Origin of the sequence: Paraburkholderia rhynchosiae, from assembly GCF_002879865.1 — a bacterium.
Taxonomy (GTDB): domain Bacteria; phylum Pseudomonadota; class Gammaproteobacteria; order Burkholderiales; family Burkholderiaceae; genus Paraburkholderia; species Paraburkholderia rhynchosiae.
The window spans coordinates 170157-194360 of sequence record NZ_PNXY01000014.1 but is presented as its reverse complement, the minus strand read 5'-3'; the positions used below and the strand labels follow the sequence as shown (position 1 = coordinate 194360).

Genomic DNA, 24204 nt, shown 5'->3' with positions numbered 1-24204 from the left:
GTGTAGATCAACGCGTAGTTAAACGAGCGGCGGTGCCGCGGCGCTCACAGTCGAATATTCTCCGCGGCACCGCCGCTCGTTTAACTACGCGTTGATCTACACCGGCTATTCGCTCGGCGGCATTCTCGTCGCGCTGCTCGCGATTGCGTGGTTGCCGACGCATGGCTGGAGATGGCTGTTCGGCCTGGGCGCGCTGCCTCTGCTGCTGGTGCTCGTGGCGGGGCCTTCCTTGCCAGAGTCGATCGATTTCCTCATTGCACGAAAACGTTTTGACGAAGCGCGGTCGCTGGCGCGTGCGCTGGGGATCCGGCACGCGTGGCTTGAAAACGAGCGCGGCGGCGACGCAGTACGTATCGCTAAAAAAAGCGCCCCCGCGCCAGTGCGTTCGTTGTTCGATCGCTCCTTCATTCATGCCACGCTGGCGTTCTGGCTCGCGATGTTTATGGGCCTGCTTCTCCTGTACGGCCTGAGCACGTGGCTGCCGCAACTCATGCGCAAGGCGGGCTATCCGCTCGGGTCGAGCCTCGCATTGCTCATGACGCTCAATCTTGCCGCCGCGCTGGGCTCGCTGTCCGGCGGTGCGTTGGCCGATCGCATCGGTTCGAAGCGCGTGGTCAGCGTGTTGTATCTGCTGGCGGCTGCGAGCCTATGCGCGTTGCCGTTTGCCCATGGCGTGGTGCTCACGTATGTGCTGGTCAGCATCGCGGGGGTTGGCACGATCGGCAACACCATGCTGCTTGGCGCTTATATCACGCAGTACTACCCGCCTCACAGTCGGGCGACGGGAATCGGCTGGGCGCTCGGCATAGGACGCTTCGGCGCGATCGCGGGACCATTGATCGGTGGCGTTCTGGCGCAATGGGACGTCGTGCTCGCGTGGAACTTCTTTGTGTTCGCTGCCGCGGGTCTGCTGGCGGCAATCGCCGTGCTGATGGTACCGGGCAATCGCGCAAGGCCGATACGAGACTGAACTACAACCACAACTGGCCAGTTTCAACATGAAAACCATTAAAAGCGCCTCCATCTCCAGCAAGATCTCCATCGCGTTTTCAGGCGCGATCATCGTTTTTATTGTCAGCGCATGCGTTTGTCTTTACAGCGTTCGGGCCATCGATCAGAAGCAGAAAGAGATCGAAGCATCGGAACAGATGTTGCGTCTGTTGAAAGACGGGACGGGCGACTATCTCAACATCATCTGGGCGGTTCTGGCGAACAACCTCAACGGGAAGGCGTCACACAGGCAATGGATCGTCGATCACCGCCCAGACTTTGGCGAAAAATTGACGAAGCTCCGCGCGATGGATCCCACGCCCGAAGGTGCGGCACTGGTCAACGAAGGTCAGCGGGAATACGACGCGTGGGTAAGAACGGTCGTCTACCCGCTCGTGGATATGCGCAAGAAGGTGGACGCTTTTTCGGTGAACGTGAGCGACCTCTCCGCGTTGACCGAAAGTTTCGGCTCATATCTGGGAACCGAAAAACTGATTGCGGCGGTCGGAAAGCTGGAAAGCTATGAGCGGCAGAGAGTGGCGGCGAATCGTGCTCAGCTCGATACGCTGCGCACCTCGATTTACGCTAGCGTGCTCTGCTCGTCGTTGATTGCCGTGCTCGCGTCGATTCTCGCAGGACGATGGCTATCGCGCACGATTTCCCGGCCGTTGAAACAGGCCGTATCGGTGGCGACGTGTGTCGCCGAAGGCGATCTGACGAATCGCATCGAAGCGACGTCGACGGACGAAACCGGACAATTGATGCTGGCCATGAAGGCGATGAACCAGAGTCTCGCGGGCATCGTGGGCGGAGTTCGCTCCAGCGCCGATCGCATTGCGTCTGCGTCCAGCGAGATTGCCGTTGGTAATCTCGACCTGTCGTCGCGCACAGAGGAGCAGGCGAGTTCGCTGGAGGAGACGGCCGCGAGCATGACGCAACTGACCGAAACTGTGCGCCAGAATGCGGACAACGCACGTCAGGCCAGTACACTGGCGACGCGCGCGTCCAGCATGGCGGACGCCGGCAATGAAGCGGTGCACGGCATGGTCGAGACGATAGAACGCATCAGCGGCAGCTCGGACCAGATTTCGGAAATCACCGGCGTGATCGAAGGCATCGCTTTCCAGACGAACATACTGGCCTTGAATGCGGCGGTCGAAGCCGCGCGCGCGGGGGATCAGGGACGCGGCTTCGCCGTCGTGGCGAACGAGGTGCGCGCGCTCGCCCAGCGCTCGGCAACGGCGGCGCGGGAAATCAAGGAGCTCATTGGCACATCGGTGGAGACGATCCAGAGCGGAGCGAGGCAGGCGCACGATGCAGGCGGCACGATGACCGAAGTGAAGCTCGCGATCAGGCAGGTGGCTGAAATAGTCGGCGAGATCGCGGCAGCATCCGACGAACAAAGCAGAGGCATCGAGCAGGTGAACCAGGCTGTGAACCTGATGGACAAGGTCACGCAGCAGAATGCGGCGCTCGTCGAGCAGGCAGCTGCGGCGGCCCAGTCGCTGGAAGACCACGCGATGGATCTGAAAAATGCCGTTGCGGTATTCAATCTCGCGGATCACGCTGGGCAACACGCGTAGACCGTAGCGGCAACGCAGAACCGGCTCGTTGCAGCAACGAGCCGGCTGAAGATCGCAATTCAATAAACGCGATTCAACGGGCGCGGTTACTCGGACGCCGTGGCGCCTGCTGGAGCGCGGCGCGGGGAGCGTGAACCGTTGGTCGGCGCGAGCAGGTAGTAGGCAAGCGCCGTCGCAACGAGGCCGACCATCCAGGAAACGTCCGCACCGCCAAGCAGCGACGCCCAAGGGCCGTGGAAGAAGCTCTCTTCCATGAACGGCACCTGAACCGCAATGCCGAAGACGTACAGTGCGATCGCCGTCACATTGAACGAGCCGTACATGCCGCCGTCACTGCTGATGATTTCAGCGACGTGGTAGTGTCGTTTGTTGATGAGGTAGAAGTCGACGAGATTGATCGCAATCCACGGCGCGAGCACGATGCGCATCGCGAAGATTGCATTCAGGAAGATCGCGATGAAGTTGCTCGACGCCCACAACGCGGTGACGGTGGACCCGATCAGCAGGATCGTCGACACGACGACGCGAACGTTGCGGCCAGGCATCCAGTGCGGACGGAACGTTTGCGCGGCGGTGATGAAGGACAGCACAGCGCCGTACAGATTCATGCCGTTATGGCCGATGATGTTGACGAGGAAGAGGAAGATCAGCACATAGCCGAACATGCCCGTCTGCGTGCGGATGGCCTGCATGGCGTCGGTGGTATGGCCGGTACTCACGGCGACCACGCCGAACACGAATGCGAAGATCGTTCCCAGCGACGTGCCGAAGTAGGTGAATGCGAAGGTCTTGACGAACCCGGTGGAGCTCGGCAGGTAGCGCGAATAGTCGGACGTATACGGTGCGAAGCTGATTTGCCACACCGCGCAGAGTCCGAACATCGCGAACCAGCCGGAGAGATCGAAATGGCCCTGCTGGAAGACGTGGGCGTCGAGGCCCGGCGCCATCAGGATCATGCCGATCAGGAGCGCGCTGCCCATGAACCACGCACCAACCTTGTTGAAGCGATGGATGAAGTGATAGCCGATCACGCCGACCAGCGTCGCGAGAACGGCGCCCATCACTGTCGCAACCGGCACGGGAACCGGCGGGATAGCGGCGTGCAGCGTCTTGCCCGCGAGAATGATGTTCGAAACGAAGAACCCGAGATAGATCAGCGTGGTGAATCCCACCACGAGCAACGACCCATACCGGCCGAATTGCGCACGGCTTTGAATCATCTGCGGCACGCCGACGAGCGGCCCCTGCGCGGAGGTGAGGGCGTGGAAAATCGCGCCGAAGAATTGCCCGACGACGATGGCAAGAATGGCGCTCACCAGATCCAGGTGGAAAATCAGCACTGAGGTAGCGCCGGAAATCACGGCCAGCGGCGCGACATTCGTGCAGAACCACAAGGTGAAGAGATCGACCGGTTTGCCGTGCCGGTTTTCCGGCGCAACATACTCGATCGAGTTGCTTTCGATGGTCAGAACGCTGTTATCGTTCGCCGGGTTTGTCATCATGTCTCCATTTTTATACCAGACTGCGCCGCACCACGAACGCAATGCGTGTGGCGACAGCGCAGCCTTTACGGCTTTGAATCGATACGGCAGGGGAGCGCGCCCGTCTAGCGCATCACGAACGGGTCGCTGATCGGGGCGTCCGAGGTGCGAAGCCACACGGACTTCGTCGTCGTGTATTCGAGCGCAGCGGCGAATCCGCCTTCACGGCCATGCCCCGACAGTCCGAAGCCGCCGAATGGGACGAGCGGCGAAACCGCCCGATACGTGTTGATCCAGACGATGCCCGATCGAACGCGCTTTGAAACGCGATGGGCACGCGTGAGATTGGTAGTAAAGATGCCGGCTGCAAGACCGTAGGCTGTGCTGTTCGCCTTTTCGATTGCTTCCTGTTCGGTGGCGAACGTATCCACCGAAAGCACCGGCCCGAAGAGTTCCGTCGTAATACTGTCCGCGTTCGCGACACCGGTACAGTCCAGAATCGTGGGCGCGTAGTAGAAGCCGGCGCGCTCGATAGCCTTGCCCCCCGTCAACACTTTGGCGCCCTGGCGCACGGAGCTTGCAACGACCGACTCGATATTACGCAGTTGCCGCTCGGTGCAAAGCGGCCCGTATTCCGTTGCCATGTCGTTGGGCAAGCCGACGAGAATGCGCGAGACGCGTTCGACCAGCAACGCAAGAAACTCGTCCTTGACGGATGCTTCGATCAACAGACGCGAGCCCGCGACACAGCTCTGACCGCTCGCCGCGAAAATGGCCGCGACCTGCGCATTCACCGCGCTCTGAATATCGGTATCGGCGAACACGATGAACGGCGATTTGCCGCCCAGCTCCAGCGAGACCTTGGCGAGATTATTCGCCGTGTTCGCGACAATATGCTTCGCGGTTTCAGGGCCGCCCGTGAAGGCGACTTTGTCCACCTTCGGGTGGCTGCTGAGCACGGCGCCGCATTGCGCGCCAAAGCCGGTGACCACGTTGACGACACCCGGAGGGAACCCGGCTTCGCGGACCACGCGGGCGAATTCGAGCAACGGGCCGGGCGCTTCCTCGGATGCCTTGAGCACCACCGTGCAGCCGGCAGCCAGCGCCGGACCGAGTTTCACCGCGGAAAGGAACAACTGGCTATTCCAGGGAACGATCGCGGCCACTACGCCGACCGGTTGCCGGTCGAGCCAGACCTGCATGTCCGGCTTGTCGACCGGAACGTGGCTGCCTTCGATCTTGTCGGCGATACCGGCGTAATAACGGTAGTACTCTGCCACATAGGCAATCTGGCTGGAGGTCTCGCGGATGATCTTGCCGGTATCGTTGGTTTCAATTTCAGCGAGTCGCGGCGCAGCCTTTTCGAGGAGTTCGGCAAGCCTGTACAGCAGTTTCCCTCTGGCCGACGCGGTGATGCCGGCCCACCCAGGATCGGTCAGCGCACGGCTGGCGGCGTCCACGGCGCGGTTGACCTCGTCGTTCCTGGCCTCGGGCATCTGCGCCCACACTTCGCCCGTAGCCGGGTTCACGCTTCCGAACGTCGCGGCGCCCGATTCGAACTGGCCGTCGATATAAAGCTGAAAATGAAAACTCATGGAATTACGTCCTCACTGAAAGGCCGGCATCACGTCGTTGATCATCCGTTCGAGCGATGCCTTCTTGCGCTCGAAGCTCATGCCGGTGTCGATCCAGAAGGAATACTCGTCGAAGCCGAGCGCTTCGTATGCCTTCAGACGCGCGATCACCTCATCGGGCGTACCGATGACGTTGTTCTTGCGCATGGCTTCCGGCGTGTAGAACGGGTGAGCGGCGATTTCTTCCTTGCTCAGCGACTTGATCATGCCACGGCTCACCGGACGTTCGTTCTTGAACCATGCGCCGAAGTAGTTATAGAAGACGTTCACTTCGTCGGCCGCCAGTTGCGCGTCGTCCTCGCTGCTCGCGACATAGGTGTGGCGCAGCAACATGATCTGCGGGCGAGGCATGTCGCTGAATTTCTCGCATGCCGCGTTGAAATGGCCGGCGAGCTTCTCGACTTCTTCGTCGCCCATATGCAACGGCGTGACCTGGACGTTGCAGCCGTTCGCCACGGCGAACTCGTGGCTGTTCGGGTCGCGGGCGGCTACCCAGAGTGGCGGGTGCGGCTGCTGGAGCGGTAGCGGAGACGAAGTTGTCGAAGGGAATTTCCAGAACTCGCCTTCGTGCGCGTAATCGCCTTCCCACAGTTTTTTCACTGCCGGAATGAGTTCGCGCATTCTCTGGCCGGCACCCCATGCATCGAGGCCCGGCAGCAGACGTTCGTATTCGAACGAATACGCGCCGCGTGCGATGCCCAATTCCAGACGGCCGTTGGTGATGATGTCGGTCATCGCCGCTTCGCCAGCAAGCTTGATCGGATGCCAGAATGGCGCGATGACCGTGCCGGTGCCCAGCCTGACGTTCTGGGTCTTGTTGGCCAGATCCACGAGGTTGAGGAACGGATTGGGCGCGATCGTGAAGTCCATGCCATGGTGCTCGCCGGTCCAGACGGCGTGCATGCCGCCCCGGTCCGCGATCTGACAAAGCTCGACCATCTCGTCATAAAGCTGTTTCTGACTGGTCTGGTCGGAGACGCGCTCCATGTGCACGAAAAGTGAAAAACGCATGGGGTAACCTTTCAGGAAAGAAGCGGGCGGACGGTGCCCTGGCTATGGTCGCCGTAGTACATGCCGTAGCTCTTCAACTGGCTTTCCTTGCGGTAGCGTTCGAGCATGCTGGCGACGGCGGCGTCCTGGAACTGATTCGAGCCGATCTCGTCGAGACTCACGAATTCGCCCGCAACAGCGGCCTCATCCGGCGCGCTGCAGAGAAACGAGATGTACTGGTAGTGGGTTTCGGTGTTGTTGTACGCCGAATAGATGAAGCTTGCCGATGCGTTCGGCTGGTACTTCGCGAAGATCTCGGCGAGTGCCTTGTCGGCGCCTTCCTTGCCGATTTCTTTCGAAGGCAGACGCCATCTGTTGTCCGCGTCCCGCGTGAGCAGCACCTTGTCGTCCCGCGCGATGATCGCGCTCACGATGACTTTCGGGCCGGCGATCACTTCGGCCGATACCTTGGCGGGCGTGAAATAGCCGCCGCGGTAATAGCCGAGGCCCGCGTAGCCAGCAGAGTGGAATGCCTCGACCTTGCCGACGATGAGCGCGTGGTCGCCCGCATCGATCACCGTGTGCGTTGTGCAGTCGAACCACGCACTGACGTCGCCGATGAGCGGGTTGTTGTTCGCGCTCAGATGCCAGTTCACGTCGGCGAAGCGATCGTCGCTGGGCCGCGCGAAGGTATTCGACAAATCCTTCTGGCCTTCCGCGAGAATGTTGATGGCGAAGTGTCCCGTCGTGGAAAACGTCTGGTAGTTGCTCGACGTCTTTGCGATGCTCACGAGCAGCAACGCCGGGTCCAACGAAACTGACGAGAACGAGTTTGCGGTAAAGCCGAGCGGCTTGCCGTCGTCTCCTGCCGTCGTCACAATTGTGACGCCTGTCATGAAGGCGCCGAATGCATCGCGCAGTTCACGAGGATTGATTCTGGCGGTCTCTTGGGTCATATCACACTTCCGATTTCAACGTTTCGGCGAGATGCTCGGTCTGCAGCCACGCGCGCAGGGCGCGATTGACTTCCTCGGGGGCGGTCAGGTTCACCATATGGCGCTCGTTGCGGATTACGACGGCACGACCGTTGTGGGCGGCACTGGCCATCTGTTCTGCCATCTCCGGCGTCGAATTCGCATCATCCGAACCTGTGAGCACGAGAGCAGGGCAGGCAATCGTATGCCAGCCGTCGGCGTACACTTCATCGCCACTCGCGAAGGCCGTATAGGCCGTGGCGTAACCTGCCAGATCGACGGATTTCAGCCAGGACTCGACCTTTTGCGCCGCGATGCGCTGCGCTTCCCCGGCATTGAACCAGCGCCTGAGCGGTGTCTCGACGTCAATGGTTCCCGATCGAAGTTCGGCCGCGCGTTGCAGCACGGCGTCGCGGGCCTCCGGTGTTCGACGATACACGCCGTTCAGAACTGCTACGCGCCTGACCAGATCGGGCCGTGTGACGGCCACGCCCGCGGCAATCAATGAACCCATCGAATGACCCGCTAGATTGACGGGGCCTGCGTCCAGTGCTTCGATGAATTCGATGGCCCAATTCACGAATTGCTGCAAGCCGGCATTCACGTCCAGCGCGGTGCTCGTGCCGTGCCCGGGCATATCGACCGAAATCACCCTGAATTCGGCCGACAGATCGTCGATCTGCGGGTGCCACGCACGCGCCTGCATGCCCACCCCATGAATCAGGACCAGTGGCTCCCCAGTTCCCTGCTCGAGATAGTGCGCGACGCGATTACTTGACAGATGCAGGATTGTTGAGGTCATTTCCGAGTTCTGCCAGATCTTTGTAACGATCGCCAATGCGGTGATGCGGACGGCCGCCGGTCGCGCCGCCAATTGCGATAACCAGTTCGTCCGGCGCCGGCGCATCGGCGATCGCGAACTGTAGCGTCAGGTAATGCGAACGGCGGCCTTCGTCGTTCTTGTCCATCATCGGGATCAGCAGCGGCGCATTTGCCGGGCCGCGCGTGTTGTTGAAAGCCAGATACGACTTGGCGCCGACGGCCGTGCGATAGATGTTGCCGAAGTGCAGCGTGTGGATCAGCGCGGACGCATGCTCGAGCTCACCGTCGAGGCCGACAATCGCGCTCTTGCCGAACGCCTCGACCGCTTCGCCTGACCCCGCCTCGTCAAGGATAAGCTTCGTGAGGTGCTCGCTGAGTTGCGGCGCGATTGCGCGAATCTCGGACGACAGATCTTCGACATAGCCTCGGCCTGCCCACGGGTTTTTGATGACGGCCGCCGCGCCGATCATCTTCAGCGGCTTCGCGGCGGCTTTGTCGCCATCCACGAAGACCGTCTCGACATGGAGAATAGATTTGCGAATCAGGCTCATGGCAAGGTGTCCCAAGGTCAGTTGTTGATGTAAAGTATTGTGGTATGCCATAGTACGGCGTACCATGAGTGTTAACCCTAGCGCACGGATGGCGGCCCAGGAAATGGCGTCGCCCGCGCTCAGGACATGAAATGCACTCGTGCGAGGGTCAATGTGCGCTGACGAGCGTCGCGCGAAGTAGCCGGAAATTCGACGTCGGCGTATCAGGCGGTAATGGCTAATAGATCTTTGAGGGTGGAAAGGAGGAAAGATGACTGCATACTGGATTGCTCATGTCACCGTGCTCAACCCTGTGAAATACAAGGATTACACTGACATCGCACCGCTGGCATTCAAGAAATTCGGGGCGGTTTTCCTGGCGCGTGGAGGCGCGTCGAAAGTGCTCGAAGGGGAGTCGTTCGCGCGCCACGTGGTTATCCAGTTCAGCGACATGCAAACAGCGCTGGATTGCTACAGTTCACCCGAATATCAGTCGGCCAATCAGGCGCGAGACGGACACTGCATCGCGCAAGTGTCGATTGTCGAGGGTTTAGACGGCGGATAGGCTTGCGGGGGGCCGTATTGCGCAAGCGAGATCATGAAGGTCTAGTGCCGTTCAAGAGGCTGCTTTGATGTTTATGTCAGTCACTGCCTGCGACCGTCGACGCGAACCGCTTACTCTCGTTTCTTTGTAATACGTTGAAAAGGGCCCCGTGCCATGGTGGTGGCAAATGCTTGTTGATTCGTCAGTATTTACGAGACAGCGGCTTCAAAGTTGAAGCCGCTTTCTAATTTGACATGGTCACATGTTCGAATAATTCGGACCGCCACCGCCTTCCGGCGTGACCCACACGATGTTCTGTGTCGGGTCCTTGATGTCGCAGGTCTTGCAGTGCACGCAGTTCTGCGCGTTGATCTGCAAGCGGTCTTCGTTTTTCTCGTTCTTCACGAACTCGTAGACACCTGCCGGGCAGAAGCGTGACTCCGGTCCCGCGTAGGTCTGCCAGTTCACGTTCACCGGCACCGTCGGATCTTTCAGCGTCAGGTGCACCGGCTGGTTTTCTTCGTGGTTCGTGTTCGAGATGAACACCGAGGACAACCGGTCGAACGTCAGCTTGCCGTCCGGCTTCGGATACGTGATCGGTTTGCACTGCGACGCCGGCTTCAGCATCTCGTGATCGGAATGCTGATGATGCAGCGTCCACGGCACGTTGCCGCCGAGCAGCTTCTGCTCGAGACCGACCATCAGCGTGCCAAGGTAGAGACCCTTGCTCATCCATTGCTTGAAGTTACGCGCGCGATACAGCTCGGTGTAGAGCCACGACGTCTTGAACGCTTCCGGGTAGGCGCTCAGTTCGTCCGACTGACGGCCGGCCTGCACGGCGTCGAACGCGGCATCGGCGGCGAGCATGCCGGTCTTGATCGCGGCGTGCGAACCCTTGATGCGCGACGCGTTCAGGAAGCCCGCGTCGTCGCCGACCAGCGCACCGCCCGGGAACACCAGCTTCGGCAACGACATCAGGCCGCCCGCGGTGATCGCGCGCGCGCCGTAGGACACGCGCTTGCCGCCTTCGAGAATCGCGCGGATCACCGGATGCGTCTTGTAGCGCTGGAATTCCTCGAACGGCGACAGATACGGATTCGAATAGCCGAGGCCGACCACGAAGCCGACCACGACCTGGTTGTTGTCCATGTGGTAGAGGAACGAGCCGCCGGAGGTGTCGTTTTCGAGCGGCCAGCCGGCCGTGTGCATCACCAGACCCGGCTTGTGCCTGGCGGGATCGATCTCCCACAGCTCCTTGATACCGATGCCGTACACCTGCGGATCGACGCCGTCGCGCAGCTTGAACTTCTCGTTAAGCTGACGGCTGAGGTGGCCGCGCGCGCCTTCGCAGAACAGCGTGTACTTCGCGTGCAGCTCCATGCCGAGCTGGAAGTTCCCGGTCGGCTCGCCGTCCTTGCCGATGCCGAGGTTGCCGGTCGCGACGCCCTTGACCGAGCCGTCGTCGTTGTACAGCACTTCGGCCGCCGGAAAGCCCGGGAAGATCTCGACGCCGAGCGCCTCGGCCATTGTCCCAAGCCAGCGCGTCACGTTCGCGAGGCTGATCACGTAGTTGCCGTGGTTCTTGAAATTGTCCGGCAGCGCCCAGGTCGGCACGCTCTTCGCGCCCGTCTCCGACAGGAACAGGAAGCGGTCTTCGGTCACGTCGACCGTCAGCGGCGCGCCTTTTTCCTTCCAGTCCGGGATCAGTTCGGTCAGCGCGCGCGGGTCCATCACCGCGCCGGACAGAACATGCGCCCCAATCTCTGAGCCTTTTTCGAGGACGCACACGCCAAGCTCGACGCTTTTTTCCGCCGCCAGCTGTTTCAGCCGGATCCCCGCGGACAGCCCAGCCGGGCCGCCGCCGACGATCACGACGTCGTATTCCATCGACTCGCGAGGACCGTACTGCTCAATGAGGTTGTGCATGGTCGAATGCCTTATTGCGCGGGCGTCCGGACGTTCGGTTCGATCGCAATCGACACCAGCTTTGCGCCGGGGCCGACATGATGCAGATCCAGCTCCTCGCTTCGGCCTTCGATCCAGATGCCATGCATCGGCGACAGCGTGACGTTCTTCAGCAACTCACTCGACAGGCTCCATTGTCCGGAGAGACTGATCAACAGTTGCACGCTTGCTGGCGTTATCCGCAGCGCGTTCGTGGCGACGCTGACTTTCGCGCGGCAGGCTTCGCGCCGGGCCATCACATTGAGTACCTGAACGGGTTTCGTCGGCAAGCTGACCCACACGTGCAGGTCGCCGGAGAACTGCACAGGCTGGCCGGTTCGCGCGAGCAGCTGGCCATCCTGCGAATGCAGATCGACTGTGCCGTCGTCGATCAGCAGCAGCGTGCGTTCGAAGCCAGGGAATTGCGAAAACCGCGCGGCGCCCTTAAGGTCCGCCAGACTCACGCGCCAGTCGGCTACGCCCGCCGGATTCGCGCCACGAGCGAGGGTGCGGGTCGTACCGCCGCCGTTGACCCATGGTTCGGGCGAGACCGACGTGCAGTCGAGAAAGCGGACCGACGGGAGGTTCTCGTCGGCACGATGCGTTTTCAGATGACCCAGCGCTTCGCCGCTATAGCGCGAGATGGGGTTCGGAAGGTCGAGTTCCATCACGCTGCCCTTGCGCCGGCGTGGGCTTCGAGTTCACTTAATACATCGAACAGATCGCCGACGATGCCGTAATCCGCCACCGAAAAAATCGGCGCGTCCGGATCCTTGTTGACGGCGACGATCACCTTCGAATCCTTCATGCCGGCCAGATGCTGGATCGCGCCGGAAATGCCGAATGCGAAGTACACATCGGGTGCGACGGTTTTGCCGGTCTGTCCCACTTGCGTGGCGTTCGGCGCATAACCCGCATCCACGGCGGCTCGCGATGCGCCGAGTGCGGCACCTATGCGATCGGCGAACTCGCCGAGACGGACCATGTTGTCTTTCGATGCCAGTCCGCGGCCGCCCGAGATGACGACACGTGCCGTGCTCAGATCGCGTCCGGATTGTCCGGATGCCTGGCGCTCCAGTAGCTTCGTTTTCTTGAACGCGGCGACCGGTTTCGTTTCGACAATCGCGGCGGCGCCGCCCGATGCCCGCGCCGCAACGAAAGATGAGGTTCGTACCGTGGCAAACGTCACGCGCGCTGTGACCGATACTTTGGCGATGACGCTGCCCGCATAAAGACCTCGCGTGAAGCGGCCTTGCGCGTCGATGCCGGTCACGTCCGCGAGAAACGCGCCATCGGTTAGCGCAGCGGCACGCGGCAACGCACTGCGGCCGAGATTGCGGTGACTCGCGACGATCAGCGTGTAATCGTGAGAGACGGCCTGAAGCTGCATGCCGAGCGTTTCGGGCACCTGAACATGAGCCACATCGCCCGTGATGGCGAGCACGCGCTCCACGCCGCTGATGCTGGCCGCAGCGTGGGCGCCTGCTGCCGGTACCAGGACGTCGACCGGCAAACCACGTTGCAACGCCGCAGTGACGGCGCGCCGCGTCGATTCCGCGAGCTCGCCATGCTCCCATTCCCCTACCACAAGGCTTCTCATACCGGTGCTCCCAGGTTGTCCAACGGACGCTGCGCGGCGAGCGCATCCAGCAGCGCGACGGTATTCGCGACCTTGATGCCGCCCTCGCGCACAGGCGGGTCTCGCAGTTCGACGATCGTCGTGCTCGGCGTCATATCGACGCCGAGCGATGCGCCGTCGATCGTCACAAGCGGTTTCTGCTTCGCCTTGACAATGCTCGGCAGCGTGACGCGACGCGGCTCGGCCAGACGCAAGTCCGCGCTGATAACGCTCGGACCGTCCAGTTCCCACACGGATGTGCCGCCGTCATCGCCACACGTCACCTGCCAGTGAGCGTCGCGTGCGGACAACGCGCTTGCGTTCAGCGCCTGGGACCAGCCAAGCAACGCCGCGAGCATTGCGGCGACGCCGCCAATGTCGTTGTCGATTGCCTGCTTGCCGCATAGGACGAGGCCGAAGTCGCTCGTTGCCATGTACGCGCGCAGCGAGCGCGCGACGGCCAGCGAGTCCACGGTGGCGCTGGCGGCGCCAGTGTCGATCAGCACGGCGTCGTCGGCGCCCATCGCGAGGGCGGTGCGCAACACGTCCTGGCTGGTGGACTGGCCGCACGTCACCACCGTTACCTGGGAGGCCACGCCTGCCTCCCTGAGTTGCAGCGCCTTTTCGACCGCGCATTCGTCGAAGGGGTTGAGCGACATCTTCAAACCGGTTGTGTCGATCGCGCCGCTCGTGCTGACCCGCACGCGCACGTTGGCATCGACGACCCGTTTGACGGGAACGAGAATTCGAATGGTCATGTGGATAGGCTCCGGATCAGGACACGGCGCCCGCGCCGTATTTGCCGACCAGCAGCGCGCCGCTCGCGAACCGGCTCAACGCATAGGGGTCCAGCGAAACGTCAGTGGGCAGTCCGAGCGCATGCTGCGCGAGAATCTTACCGACCCCCGGCGACAGCTTGAAACCGTGTCCCGAGAAACCGAATCCCACCACCAGTCCTTCGATATCGCCAACTGAGCCGAGCACCGGATTCCAGTCGGGCGTGACGTCGTACACACCCGTCCATGACGACGCCAGACCTGCGGTCTCATAAGCGGGAAAGCGTTCGGCGACTTGCGCTCCGACTTCTCCGACGTAATCGAGCGAGATATCGCCTTGCTCGGTCTCCGGCGCATTCAACGTTTCGCCGACCACGCCTTCGGACACGAGCATCTGGCTGCCGCCATAGCTGCGGTAGTAGAGCATCCCGGCTGAGCCAAGATCCTTGAACGCGGGCATCTTGAACGAATAGGCGGCTGCGTCGCATTCCAGTGCAAGCACCGTATGACGTTCAGGCTTGACCGGCAATTCGACGTCCATCCACGCGGCCATCTCCGGCGTCCAGATGTTCTGCGTGCTGATCAGCGCGCCGCAGCTGAACGAGCCCGCCGACGTCTGAACCCCAACCACCTTGCGGCCTTCGCGTACTACGCCGGTGACGCTCACGCCCTCCATGATCTTGACGCCTTGCCGGCGCGCCGCTCGAGCGAAGCTGGTCGCAACCAGATACGCGTCGGCGAAGCCCGCTTCCGGCTCGTAGCCGATCAACGCGGCGTCGTCGAATTGCGCGATCGGCAGGCGTTCGCGCGCCTCGGCCCGGTCCAGCAGTTGGACCTCGATACCCATGTCCTGCTGTGCGGTCAACGACGCGCGCAGCGGATCGATCTTTCCGCCGTCCGGTGCGGAAATCATGTAGCCGCATTTGACGAGACCGCACGACGCTTCGTCGTCGCCAACATATTCGGCGAAATTGTTGAAAGCCCACCACGACGAGCGAGCCAGTTCGACGTTCTGTTTCACCGAATAATGGGTGCGCAACAGACCGGACGACTGTGACGTCGTGCCCGCGCCAATGGTGCTGCGTTCGAGCACAAGCACGCTTTTCGCGCCGAGCGCGGCCAGATGATGGGCTACCGAGGCTCCGATCACACCGGCTCCGATCACAACAAAATCGTAATGGCTCATGTGAACCTCTGCGTTGAAGATGGAGCCGATTCTAGGCAACCGAACCCCACGGGACTTTTGTATTAGGCAAACTTATGGTGCAGACCGTGGATTGCTCATGGTCGGCAAGTGCCGGCAGAAAAAAAGCATCATGCACGCTCTTCCGTGACAAAAGAGGGCAAGAAGGCGAAAGGCGCCAGACGCGATAACCAGCGGAGTTTTCATGCGACGAACCCAACCTCCCATCGACCTGCGCGCGTTGCAGGCTTTCATCGCAGTCTGCGAGGCGGGGTCCATGACGGGCGCGGCGAAGCAGTTGGGCGTAAGCCAGAGCGCGATCAGCCAGGCCATTAGCGCGCTGGAGCGCGATCAAGGCGTCGATCTGTTCGATCGCGAAAGCCGGCCGCCACGCCCCAATATCGCTGGACGCGCATTGCTGGAACTGGCCGGTCCGTTGATCGAACATGCGCAGATGGTGAGCGCGCGCGTCGGCGATGCGTCGCATGCAGGCAAGCTGCCGGTGCGGCTCGGTTGCGTGGATTCGTTCGCGGCCACCGTGGGGCCCGAACTGATCCGGGCGGTATCGGGCTCGGCGCGGCAGATTTCGCTCTGGTCTGGCCTGACGCCGGGCCTCAGCAAGCAGTTGCACGACCGTGAACTGGACGTGGCGATCTGCACGCAGACGTTATTGAGCGACGCACGGATTGTCGAAGTCCCGCTGTTTTCGGAAGCCTTCGTGGCCGTCGTGGCGCGACGTTATCTCGATCAGGGCAAGAACGTCGACTGGCGCACGCTCGCACTGGAATTGCCGCTGATCCGCTATACGGCGCGTTCCGTGATCGGCCAGCAGGTTGAGCGGTTCGCGCGGCATCTTGGCATAGAGAGCGCGCGGCGCTATGAATTCGACGCGACCGATCCACTATTGAGTCTCGTGGCCGCAGGGCTCGGATTCGCCATTTCGACGCCGCTCTGTTTGTGGCAGGCGCGTCATTATCTCGACGACATTGCCGTATTGCCGTTGCCCGATAGCCGTCTTGGGCGTCGTGATTTTTTTCTGCTGCATCGTCAGGGTGAATGGGACGATTTCGCGTCGGAGATCATCACACTCACACGTGGCGTGCTCGATCACAGTATCCGGCCGGCGCTGGCCCGCGTATTGCCGCATTTGCCCGATGGCGCGCTGCGTTGAGAGATAAATTTAAAGGAGTCAACGATGAGTGAGCTTTACAAGCTGCATATCGGCGATGCGCCATTGCTGATTTCGATCCCGCATCTCGGCATGGAGATTCCGTCGTCGTTGAAGCATGGGTATTCGGAGGTGGCACTGAGTGTGGCGGACACTGACTGGCATCTCGACCGTCTCTACGATTTTGCGAAAGCGCTGGGCGCGACCTTGCTGGGTGCGCGACTCTCGCGCTACGTGATCGACCTGAACCGGCCGCCGAACGACGAGAGTCTGTACCCCGGCCAAACGACGACGGGCCTCTGTCCGACGGAGACGTTTCGGGGCCAAGCGGTTTACCGGCCCGGCCAGGAACCCGATCAGGCGGAGAAGCAACGCCGCGTGGCTGCCTATTGGCAGCCATACCACACGGCATTGCAAGCGGAGTTGGCGAGGCTGCGCCAGCGGCATCCGAATGTACTGTTATGGGAAGCACATTCGATCGCGAGCGTACTGCCGCGCCTTTTCGACGCGAAGTTGCCGGATCTCAATCTCGGGACGCAAGACGGCCGCACCGCAAACGCGCTCGTGCAAAACGCAGCCGAACGAGCCGCTGCGGACAGCGCCTATACGTGGGTCGCGAACGGCCGCTTCAAGGGTGGTTATATCACGCGTCACTATGGCGAACCCGAGCGCGGTATCCACGCGGTTCAGCTTGAAATGTGTCAGTGCATCTACATGAATGAAGACGCGCCGTTCTCCTATCACGACGCACGCGCCGCGGCGCTTCAACCGACGCTGCAACGCATGGTGGGCGGCGCGCTGAATGCGCTCGAGCACCTGTGACCACTTTGTATAAGTCATGCTGTTGATGTATCTGAACCCGAGGTGCCGTTCCTGTGCAGCGAGGCACCGCGCAGGTCGGTAAACCGCACTGCTTTGATGCGGTGAGGATCCGCGGAAGTCACCTGTTCCAATGCCGTCGGTTCGCCCAAAGTGTTTCCCATCATGAATCTTATGTTCCTATTGGTAATCATGGCATGGAGGTTGCATAAGAGGTAGCGGTGAATGAAGGCGCATCAGTCCCGGTCACCTTCGCCGTACACGAAGATGGACAGGAACTGAATCGGCATTTTGATCAGCCGCTCGGGACCGTGGGGCACGTCGGCCTGGAAGGTGAGGGTGTCGCCGGGATGCAGGATGTACGTTTGCTGGCCGTGCCGGTACTCGATGACACCCTTGAGCATGTGGATGAACTCGGTGCCCTGGTGTTCGAAGACGGGGAAGGTTTCCGATTCGTCGTCCATCGTGATCAGGAACGGCTCGAACAGTTTTTTGGGGCCCTGGTCGTAGGCAAGCAGGTGATAGGTGTGGCCGCGTTTGGTGCCTTTACGGACCACCTCCATGCCTTCGCCCCTCTTCACGAGTTGGGCGCCGCCTTCAGGAACGTCGAAGCGGCGGAACAGGGTGGACATCGACACACCGAGCGCATTGGCGATTCGGTGGAGCACGTCGAGCCCGGTGGAAGTCTGGGCGTTCTCGATCTTCGAGAGCATGCCGCGGCTGATCCCGGCCTGCTCCGACACCTGGGCGATGGTCAGCCCGTGGCGCTGGCGAAGTTCGCGGATCGTGGCGCCCAGATAGCGTTCGAGCGAGTTTTTGCTGTCTTCGCCGTTTTGCATGGTTGAACCTCGTTGAAAGGCGTGAGGGTAGCAGATAAGAAAGGCCGCATTGCGCCCTGAATGTTTCTTGTTGGGAACTATTGTTGCACGGTAATAAATTTGTATTGATGCTGCGAACAGGCTCGCAGTGGGGTCGTGCAATGGGGCATGACTCGCCAATCAGCCAGCGATGGTGGTGCAAGGAGTGACGATGAACCTGAACGATGCGAGCAAGCTGCCGGTCAACGAGTTGGGTAGCGTGCCCCGCTTTGGCTCGGCTGAAGAGGCCCAGGACTATCTCACGCAACGCGGCGTGAAATACGTGCTGGCGCAATTCGTGGATATTCACGGGGTCGCGAAGGCCAAGTCGGTCCCGGTCGCGCATCTCAAGGGTGTGCTGAAGGCGGGAGCCGGCTTTGCGGGCTTCGCGATCTGGGGCGTGGGCATCGAGCCGAACGGTCCGGACTACATGGCGGTGGGCGATCTGTCGACGCTCACGCCGGTGCCTTGGCAGGACGGTCTCGCGCGAATCGTCTGCGACGGCCACGTCGACGGGCAGCCGTGGGCATACGACTCGCGCGTCACGCTGAAGAAGCAGGTCGCGCGCATGACACAACGCGGCTGGACGCTTTTCACCGGACTGGAGCCGGAGTTCTCGCTGCTCAAGCGCTCGGTGACGGGCGCGATCGAACCGTGCGACCCGAGCGATACGCTCGCCAAGCCGTGCTACGACTACAAGGGACTGTCGCGTACGCGGGTCTTCCTGGAAAGGCTCACCGAATCGATGCGCTCGGTCGGCATCGACGTCTATCAGATCGATCACGAAGACGCGAACGGCCAGTTCGAAATCAACTACACGTATACCGATTGCCTGACTTCGTGTGATCACTACGTGTTCTTCAAGATGGCCGCCTCCGAGATCGCAAACGAGTTAGGCATGATCTGCTCGTTCATGCCCAAACCGTTCGCGAACCGGCCGGGCAACGGCATGCACATGCACATGTCGATCGGCGACGGCGAATGCAATCTGTTCTCGGACAAAAGTGACAAACTTGGCATGGGACTGTCCACGCTCGGCTATCAATTCACGGCGGGACTGCTCGCGCACGCGCCCGCACTCGCCGCACTTTGCAACCCGACCGTCAACTCCTACAAGCGCCTCGTGGTGGGCCGCTCGCTAACGGGCGCCACGTGGGCGCCGGCCTACATCAGCTATGGCGATAACAACCGCTCGACGATGGTGCGCATGCCAGGCGAGCGCATCGAACTGCGTCTGCCCGACGGCGCATGCAATCCGTATCTCGCGACGGCCGCCGTGATCGCCGCGGGTCTCGACGGCGTTGAACGTGAATTGTCACCGGGCGCGCCGGCCAACGAAAACCTCTACGACTGGTCGCCTGCGAAGTTGCGCGAGCACCAGATCGGCATCCTGCCGCAGAACCTCGAACAGGCGCTCGACGCACTCGAAAGCGACCGGCTGATCTGCGACGCACTCGGCCCGGTTGCCGATGAATTCATCAAGCTCAAACGAATGGAATGGCTCGAATACATGCGCCATGTCTCAGACTGGGAAATGAAAAGCTATCTGGAATTTTTCTAAGGGGGTACGACTATGTGTGGAATTGTAGGCTTGCTGGTCAAGACGCCGGCACTGCGCGCGCAACTTGGTCAATTGATGGTGCCGATGCTGATCGGCATGACCGAGCGCGGCCCGGACTCGGCCGGACTCGCCGTGTTCGGCTGCGCGGTCGGCGAAAGCCAGCGCAAGCTGAGCCTGTATGCGGGCTTTACTGACGCGGGAAACGACTTCGACTGGAACGCGTTGCTCGATGCGCTCAACGGTGCGATCGACGTGAATGCGCGTGTGGAGACGAAGAGCAATCACGCGGTGCTGACCGTGAACGGCAAGGTCGAAACAGTCAAGGCGTGGCTCGCCGAGCATTTCCCGAAGCTGTTCCTGTTATCCACCGGGCGCTCGATCGATCTGTACAAGGACATCGGCTCGCCTGCCGAGGTCGCGCAACGTTACGACTTCTCGAAGCTCACAGGCTCGCATCTTGTCGGCCATACGCGGATGGCGACCGAATCGGCGGTCACGCCCGATCGCGCGCACCCGTTCACGGCCGGCGAAGACTTCTGCCTCGTGCATAACGGCTCGCTGTCGAACGCGCATGGCGTGCGCCGCAAGCTGGAGCCGCAAGGTATCCGCTTCGAGACGGACAACGACACCGAAGCCGCGTGCCGCTTTCTCGAGTGGCGGCTGCGTGAAGGGGATGAACTGCCGGTCGCGTTGCAGAAGGGCTTCGAAGAACTCGACGGCTTCTACACGTTCCTGATGGGCACCTCGACCGAACTCGCGCTGATCCGCGATCCGTTCGCGTGCAAACCCGCGGTGGTCGCGGAAAACGACGACTACGTGGCGATCGCCTCCGAGTTTCGCTCGCTTGCGCACTTGCCGGACATCAGGAACGCCAAGGTATTCGAACCCGCACCCGAGGAGATGTACGTATGGAAAGCATGACGTTTGACCTTGAAGGGTCGTCGGTACGCGCGCTGAACCAGTATCTGCATGGCGAGAAAGAAGCGCTCGAAGGCGTCAAGGTGGATATCACGTCGCCGAACGGCGCGCACAACATCGCGGTGGGCGTCAACGCGCACGTGACGGTCACGGTGCAAGGACACGCCGGTTATTACGTGGGCGGCATGAACCAGCTCGCGACGATCATCGTGGAAGGCAGCGCCGGCACCGGTGTCGCGGAAAACATGATGAGCGGCAAGGTCCACGTGAAGGGCTTTGCATCGAACGGCGCGGGAGCTTCCGCACATGGCGGTCTGCTCGTGATCGACGGTGATGCGGGCTTGCGCTGCGGGATTTCGCTCAAGGGCGGCGATATCGTGGTCGGCGGCTCGGTGGGCAGTTTCTCCGCCTTCATGGCGCAGGCCGGCCGCATGGTGATCTGCGGCGATGCGGGCGACGCACTGGGCGACTCGCTGTATGAAGCCGTGCTGTATGTGCGCGGCGAGGTGAAGTCGCTCGGCGCGGATGCGCAGTACGAACCGATGACCGAAGCGGACGTGACGGCGGTCAGCGCATTGCTCGACGCCGCGGGTCTCGGTCACGACCCGCACTCGTTCAAGCGCATTGCATCGGCCCGCACGCTCTACCACTGGAACGCTGACGCGGACCAGGAGTATTGAGCGCTGCCTGCAGCTGCAACCGAACAACCAGTTCACAGAGAAGATTTCCATGGAAGCCAAACCCATCCATTTCGCCCGCTTGCAGCAGGAAGAGTCGCAAGGCTACGACCGCAAGACAATTGACTACATCCACACCGCCGCGCAGCGCGGACTCTATGAAATTCGCGGTCTCGGAGCGAAACGCCGCGTGCCGCATTTCGACGATCTGCTGTTTCTCGGCGCGTCGCTCTCGCGCTATCCGCTCGAAGGATATCGCGAGAAGTGTACGACACAAACGGTGCTCGGCACGCGCTTCGCGAAGAAGCCCGTTGTGCTGGATATTCCGATCACGATTGCGGGCATGAGCTTCGGCGCGCTGTCGGCGAACGTGAAGGAAGCGCTCGGCCAGGCGGCCACCGCGATGGGCACGTCCACAACCACCGGCGACGGCGGCATGACGCAGGAAGAAAGACGCTCATCGAAGACGCTCGTGTATCAGTGCCTGCCGTCGCGTTACGGCTGGAATCCCGACGACGTGCGCCGCGCCGATGCGATCGAAGTCGTGATCGGTCAAGGCGCGAAGCCGGGCGGCGGCGGCATGCTGCTCGGGCAGAAGGTGAACCCGCGCGTCGCCTCCATGCGCACACTGCCCGCGGGCGTCGACCAGCGTTCGGCGAGCCGTCATCCGGACTGGACCGGTCCCGACGATCTGGCGATCAAGATTCAGGAATTGCGCGAAATCACCGATTGGGAAAAACCGATCTACGTGAAAGTCGGCGCGACGCGTACGTTCAACGACGTCAAGCTGGCCGTGCATGCCGGGGCGGACGTGGTGGTGATCGACGGCATGCAGGGCGGCACTGCCGCCACCCAGACATGTTTTATCGAGAACGTGGGTATTCCGACGCTGGCCGCGGTTCGTCAGGCCGTGGATGCGCTCGAAGACCTGAACATGAAGGGCACGGTGCAGTTGATCGTGTCGGGCGGCATTCGCTCCGGCGCGGACGTGGCCAAGGCGCTCGCCATGGGCGCCGACGCGGTCGCGATCGGGCAGGGCATGTTGATGGCGCTCGGCTGCAATAGCGATACGTACTTTCAGAACGGCGCGCTGCATCCGGCGACGGCGGACTATGCCGCGCTCGGCACGTCGCCGGGGTTCTGTCATCACTGCCACACCGGCAAATGCCCGGTCGGCGTGACGACGCAGGACGCCGTGCTCGAACAGCGCGTGCAGGCGGAAGAAGGATCGCGCCGCGTGCGCAACTACCTGAAGACGCTGAACATGGAGTTGACGACGATCGCGCGGGCCTGCGGCAAGCAGAACGTGCATCACCTGGAGCCCGAGGACCTCGTTGCGTTGACCGTGGAAGCCGCCGCAATGGCGCGTATTCCGCTGGCGGGTACGTCGTGGATTCCGGGGCAGACGTACTGATCGGTGCTGGATTCGACGCCCGGTGCGGGGCTCGCCATGCGAGTAACGCCGGGCGTCGGGACTGTCGCGGAGGTTGATGCATTGTGTGCGGCTCTAGCGGAGGACCGCGCCGCGGCGGTCGGGTATCGCCGCTGGTTTAGACCAGCGTAGCAGTCGCCATTGGATTCGGTTTTACCCCACACTCATCACGGTCACCGCCTGCTTGCGCAGTGTCCATCGCGCACGAGCACGCTTCGACGTTTTCTACAGGATCGCGCAATGAAAAGACTGAACAGGGTTTTTGCGTTACTCATGATGCTGGCGCTCGCTGTGCCGGTGTACGCGCAGAACGCCGCAGCCGCACCAGTGCCGAACAAGGGCGATACCGCCTGGATGATCGTCGCCACGCTGCTCGTCGTGATGATGGCCGCGCCGGGCCTCGGGCTGTTTTACGGCGGCATGGTGCGTGCCAAGAACATGTTGTCCGTGCTGATGCAGACACTCGTGGTGTTCTGCCTGCTTGGCATATTGTGGGCCGTGTATGGCTACAGCATCGCCTTCACCGAGGGCAATGCCTTCTTCGGTGGTTTGAGCAAGGCGTTTCTTGCCGGCATTACGCCGGACTCGACGGCGTCGACGTTCAGCAAGGGTGTCGTGATTCCGGAATTCATCTATGTGTCATTCCAGTTGACGTTCGCGGCGATTACCCCGGCGTTGATCATCGGCGGCATCGCTGAGCGCGCCAAATTCTCCGCGGTGCTGCTTTTCATGGTGCTGTGGTTCACGTTCTCATATCTTCCGATTGCACATATGGTCTGGTACTGGCCTGGTCCCGATGCCTACACAAGCGGTGCCGCGGGCGAAAAGGCGACCGCGACCGCGGGCTTCCTGTTCCAGAAGGGTGCGATCGATTTTGCGGGAGGCACGGTGGTGCACATTAACGCGGGCATCGCGGCGCTGGTCGGCGCGGTCATGATCGGCAAGCGTACCGGTTTCGGTCGCGAAACGATGGCACCGCATAACCTCACGATGACAATGGTGGGCGGATCGCTGCTGTGGGTCGGCTGGTTCGGTTTTAACGTCGGCTCGAACCTCGAAGCCAGTGGCGCGGCCACGCTGGCGTTCATCACGACCCTGCTCGCCACATGCGCGGCCACCGTATCGTGGACGCTGGTGGAATGGGTGCTGAAGAAGAAGCCGTCGATGCTCGGCGCGGTGTCCGGCGCGATTGCCGGACTCGTCGTGATCACGCCCGCATGCGGCTACGTCGGGCCCATGGGGGCGATCGTGATGGGCTTGATCGCCGGGGGCGTCTGCTACTGGGGCGTGAACGGGCTAAAGCGTCTGCTTGGTGTCGACGACTCGCTCGACGTGTTTGGTGTGCACTGTCTCGGGGGAGTGGTTGGCGCACTGCTGACGGGCGTGTTTGCGTCGCCGAGACTCGGTGGCACCGGTGTCTACGATTATGTCGCTAACAAGGTCGGCGACTACGATATGTTCGCCCAGTTGATCGCGCAGTGTTGGGGCGTGGGTATCTCCCTGGTCTGGTCGGCGGTGGTATCGATCGTCGCGTTCAAGCTGGTCGACATGACGGTCGGACTGCGTATCGAACAGGAGGGTGAGCGGGAAGGGCTCGATGTCAGTTCGCATGGGGAATCAGCCTACCATTCCTGACATTCGGCAGCGTGAAAGAGCTGGCTTTGGGGTGCAAAAATTGGCACTACGAGGCCGGTGACAAGGGA

The 24204-nt window shown here is 61.6% G+C and carries 21 protein-coding genes and 1 pseudogene; 10 read left to right on the top strand and 12 right to left on the bottom strand.

Features of this window, described 5'->3' with window-relative positions:
• Positions 1 to 43 precede the first annotated feature (43 nt).
• Positions 44 to 970: pseudogene (locus C0Z16_RS39575) on the top strand (MFS transporter); the annotation flags it as partial.
• 28 nt (positions 971 to 998) lie between these two features.
• On the top strand, positions 999 to 2573 hold the full coding sequence (locus C0Z16_RS20785; protein ID WP_208638636.1) for a methyl-accepting chemotaxis protein: 1575 nt from the start codon (positions 999 to 1001) through the stop codon (positions 2571 to 2573).
• A gap of 86 nt (positions 2574 to 2659) precedes the next feature.
• On the opposite strand, the gene C0Z16_RS20780 is transcribed toward C0Z16_RS20785, so the two are convergent.
• The 6 genes from C0Z16_RS20780 to C0Z16_RS20755 all read right to left on the bottom strand — a co-directional run bounded on the left by C0Z16_RS20780 (position 2660) and on the right by C0Z16_RS20755 (position 9025).
• A complete protein-coding gene (locus C0Z16_RS20780; protein WP_244201285.1) occupies positions 2660 to 4075 on the bottom strand; it encodes a purine-cytosine permease family protein in 1416 nt (471 codons plus the stop codon).
• Positions 4076 to 4179: 104 nt separating this feature from the next.
• A complete protein-coding gene (locus C0Z16_RS20775) occupies positions 4180 to 5649 on the bottom strand; it encodes an aldehyde dehydrogenase (RefSeq protein ID WP_102633970.1) in 1470 nt (489 codons plus the stop codon).
• Between the two features lie 12 nt (positions 5650 to 5661).
• Positions 5662 to 6699, bottom strand: a complete 1038-nt coding sequence (locus C0Z16_RS20770; RefSeq protein ID WP_102633969.1) for an LLM class flavin-dependent oxidoreductase — start codon at positions 6697 to 6699, stop codon at positions 5662 to 5664.
• Positions 6700 to 6710: 11 nt separating this feature from the next.
• Positions 6711 to 7634 carry a flavin reductase gene (locus C0Z16_RS20765; RefSeq protein ID WP_102633968.1) on the bottom strand — a complete coding sequence of 308 codons (924 nt, stop codon included), beginning with the start codon at positions 7632 to 7634 and terminating at the stop codon, positions 6711 to 6713.
• Between the two features lies 1 nt (position 7635).
• The gene (locus tag C0Z16_RS20760) at positions 7636 to 8454 is read right to left on the bottom strand and encodes an alpha/beta fold hydrolase (protein WP_102633967.1); all 819 of its coding nucleotides are present in this window, start codon (positions 8452 to 8454) and stop codon (positions 7636 to 7638) included.
• The gene (locus tag C0Z16_RS20755) at positions 8423 to 9025 is read right to left on the bottom strand and encodes an amino acid synthesis family protein (protein ID WP_102633966.1); all 603 of its coding nucleotides are present in this window, start codon (positions 9023 to 9025) and stop codon (positions 8423 to 8425) included. The genes C0Z16_RS20760 and C0Z16_RS20755 overlap by 32 nt, the downstream gene beginning before the upstream one ends.
• 250 nt (positions 9026 to 9275) lie before the next feature.
• Between C0Z16_RS20755 and C0Z16_RS20750 the strand changes: the two genes are divergently transcribed.
• Positions 9276 to 9569 (top strand): DUF1330 domain-containing protein, encoded by a 294-nt coding sequence (locus C0Z16_RS20750; RefSeq protein ID WP_102633965.1) that lies wholly within the window; start codon positions 9276 to 9278, stop codon positions 9567 to 9569.
• A 237-nt stretch (positions 9570 to 9806) separates the two neighbouring features.
• On the opposite strand, the gene C0Z16_RS20745 is transcribed toward C0Z16_RS20750, so the two are convergent.
• The 5 genes from C0Z16_RS20745 to C0Z16_RS20725 are packed head-to-tail and all read right to left on the bottom strand — an operon-like array spanning position 9807 to position 15072.
• The gene (locus C0Z16_RS20745; RefSeq protein ID WP_102633964.1) at positions 9807 to 11474 is read right to left on the bottom strand and encodes an electron transfer flavoprotein-ubiquinone oxidoreductase; all 1668 of its coding nucleotides are present in this window, start codon (positions 11472 to 11474) and stop codon (positions 9807 to 9809) included.
• Positions 11475 to 11485: 11 nt separating this feature from the next.
• Positions 11486 to 12160, bottom strand: coding sequence for a HutD/Ves family protein (locus C0Z16_RS20740; protein ID WP_102633963.1), 675 nt, complete (start codon positions 12158 to 12160; stop codon positions 11486 to 11488).
• Positions 12160 to 13092, bottom strand: coding sequence for an electron transfer flavoprotein subunit alpha/FixB family protein (locus C0Z16_RS20735; RefSeq protein ID WP_102633962.1), 933 nt, complete (start codon positions 13090 to 13092; stop codon positions 12160 to 12162). The genes C0Z16_RS20740 and C0Z16_RS20735 overlap by 1 nt, the downstream gene beginning before the upstream one ends.
• Positions 13089 to 13862, bottom strand: a complete 774-nt coding sequence (locus C0Z16_RS20730) for an electron transfer flavoprotein subunit beta/FixA family protein (RefSeq protein ID WP_102633989.1) — start codon at positions 13860 to 13862, stop codon at positions 13089 to 13091. The genes C0Z16_RS20735 and C0Z16_RS20730 overlap by 4 nt, the downstream gene beginning before the upstream one ends.
• Before the next feature lie 22 nt (positions 13863 to 13884).
• Positions 13885 to 15072 carry an NAD(P)/FAD-dependent oxidoreductase gene (locus tag C0Z16_RS20725; protein WP_102633961.1) on the bottom strand — a complete coding sequence of 396 codons (1188 nt, stop codon included), beginning with the start codon at positions 15070 to 15072 and terminating at the stop codon, positions 13885 to 13887.
• 202 nt (positions 15073 to 15274) lie between these two features.
• On the opposite strand from C0Z16_RS20725, the gene C0Z16_RS20720 reads away from it, so the two are divergent.
• Both C0Z16_RS20720 and hutG read left to right on the top strand, forming a co-directional pair.
• On the top strand, positions 15275 to 16240 hold the full coding sequence (locus C0Z16_RS20720) for a LysR family transcriptional regulator (RefSeq protein WP_102633960.1): 966 nt from the start codon (positions 15275 to 15277) through the stop codon (positions 16238 to 16240).
• 24 nt (positions 16241 to 16264) lie between these two features.
• On the top strand, positions 16265 to 17059 hold the full coding sequence (gene hutG, locus C0Z16_RS20715) for an N-formylglutamate deformylase (RefSeq protein ID WP_102633959.1): 795 nt from the start codon (positions 16265 to 16267) through the stop codon (positions 17057 to 17059).
• Between the two features lie 233 nt (positions 17060 to 17292).
• On the opposite strand, the gene C0Z16_RS20710 is transcribed toward hutG, so the two are convergent.
• Positions 17293 to 17895 carry a helix-turn-helix domain-containing protein gene (locus C0Z16_RS20710; RefSeq protein ID WP_102633958.1) on the bottom strand — a complete coding sequence of 201 codons (603 nt, stop codon included), beginning with the start codon at positions 17893 to 17895 and terminating at the stop codon, positions 17293 to 17295.
• A 190-nt stretch (positions 17896 to 18085) separates the two neighbouring features.
• Here C0Z16_RS20710 and glnT point away from each other — a divergent pair, with 190 nt between their 5' ends.
• From glnT to C0Z16_RS20685, 5 genes are all read left to right on the top strand, one after another.
• A complete protein-coding gene (glnT, locus tag C0Z16_RS20705; protein WP_175130638.1) occupies positions 18086 to 19474 on the top strand; it encodes a type III glutamate--ammonia ligase in 1389 nt (462 codons plus the stop codon).
• 12 nt (positions 19475 to 19486) lie between these two features.
• A complete protein-coding gene (locus C0Z16_RS20700; protein ID WP_102633957.1) occupies positions 19487 to 20395 on the top strand; it encodes a class II glutamine amidotransferase in 909 nt (302 codons plus the stop codon).
• Entirely contained in the window at positions 20383 to 21072 is a 690-nt protein-coding gene (locus C0Z16_RS20695) for a GltB/FmdC/FwdC-like GXGXG domain-containing protein (RefSeq protein WP_102633956.1), read from the top strand. Before C0Z16_RS20700 ends, C0Z16_RS20695 begins: the two co-directional genes overlap by 13 nt.
• A 49-nt stretch (positions 21073 to 21121) precedes the next feature.
• On the top strand, positions 21122 to 22483 hold the full coding sequence (locus tag C0Z16_RS20690) for an FMN-binding glutamate synthase family protein (RefSeq protein WP_027194725.1): 1362 nt from the start codon (positions 21122 to 21124) through the stop codon (positions 22481 to 22483).
• A gap of 258 nt (positions 22484 to 22741) precedes the next feature.
• Positions 22742 to 24136, top strand: a complete 1395-nt coding sequence (locus tag C0Z16_RS20685; protein ID WP_102633955.1) for an ammonium transporter — start codon at positions 22742 to 22744, stop codon at positions 24134 to 24136.
• The last annotated feature ends 68 nt before the right edge of the window (positions 24137 to 24204 follow it).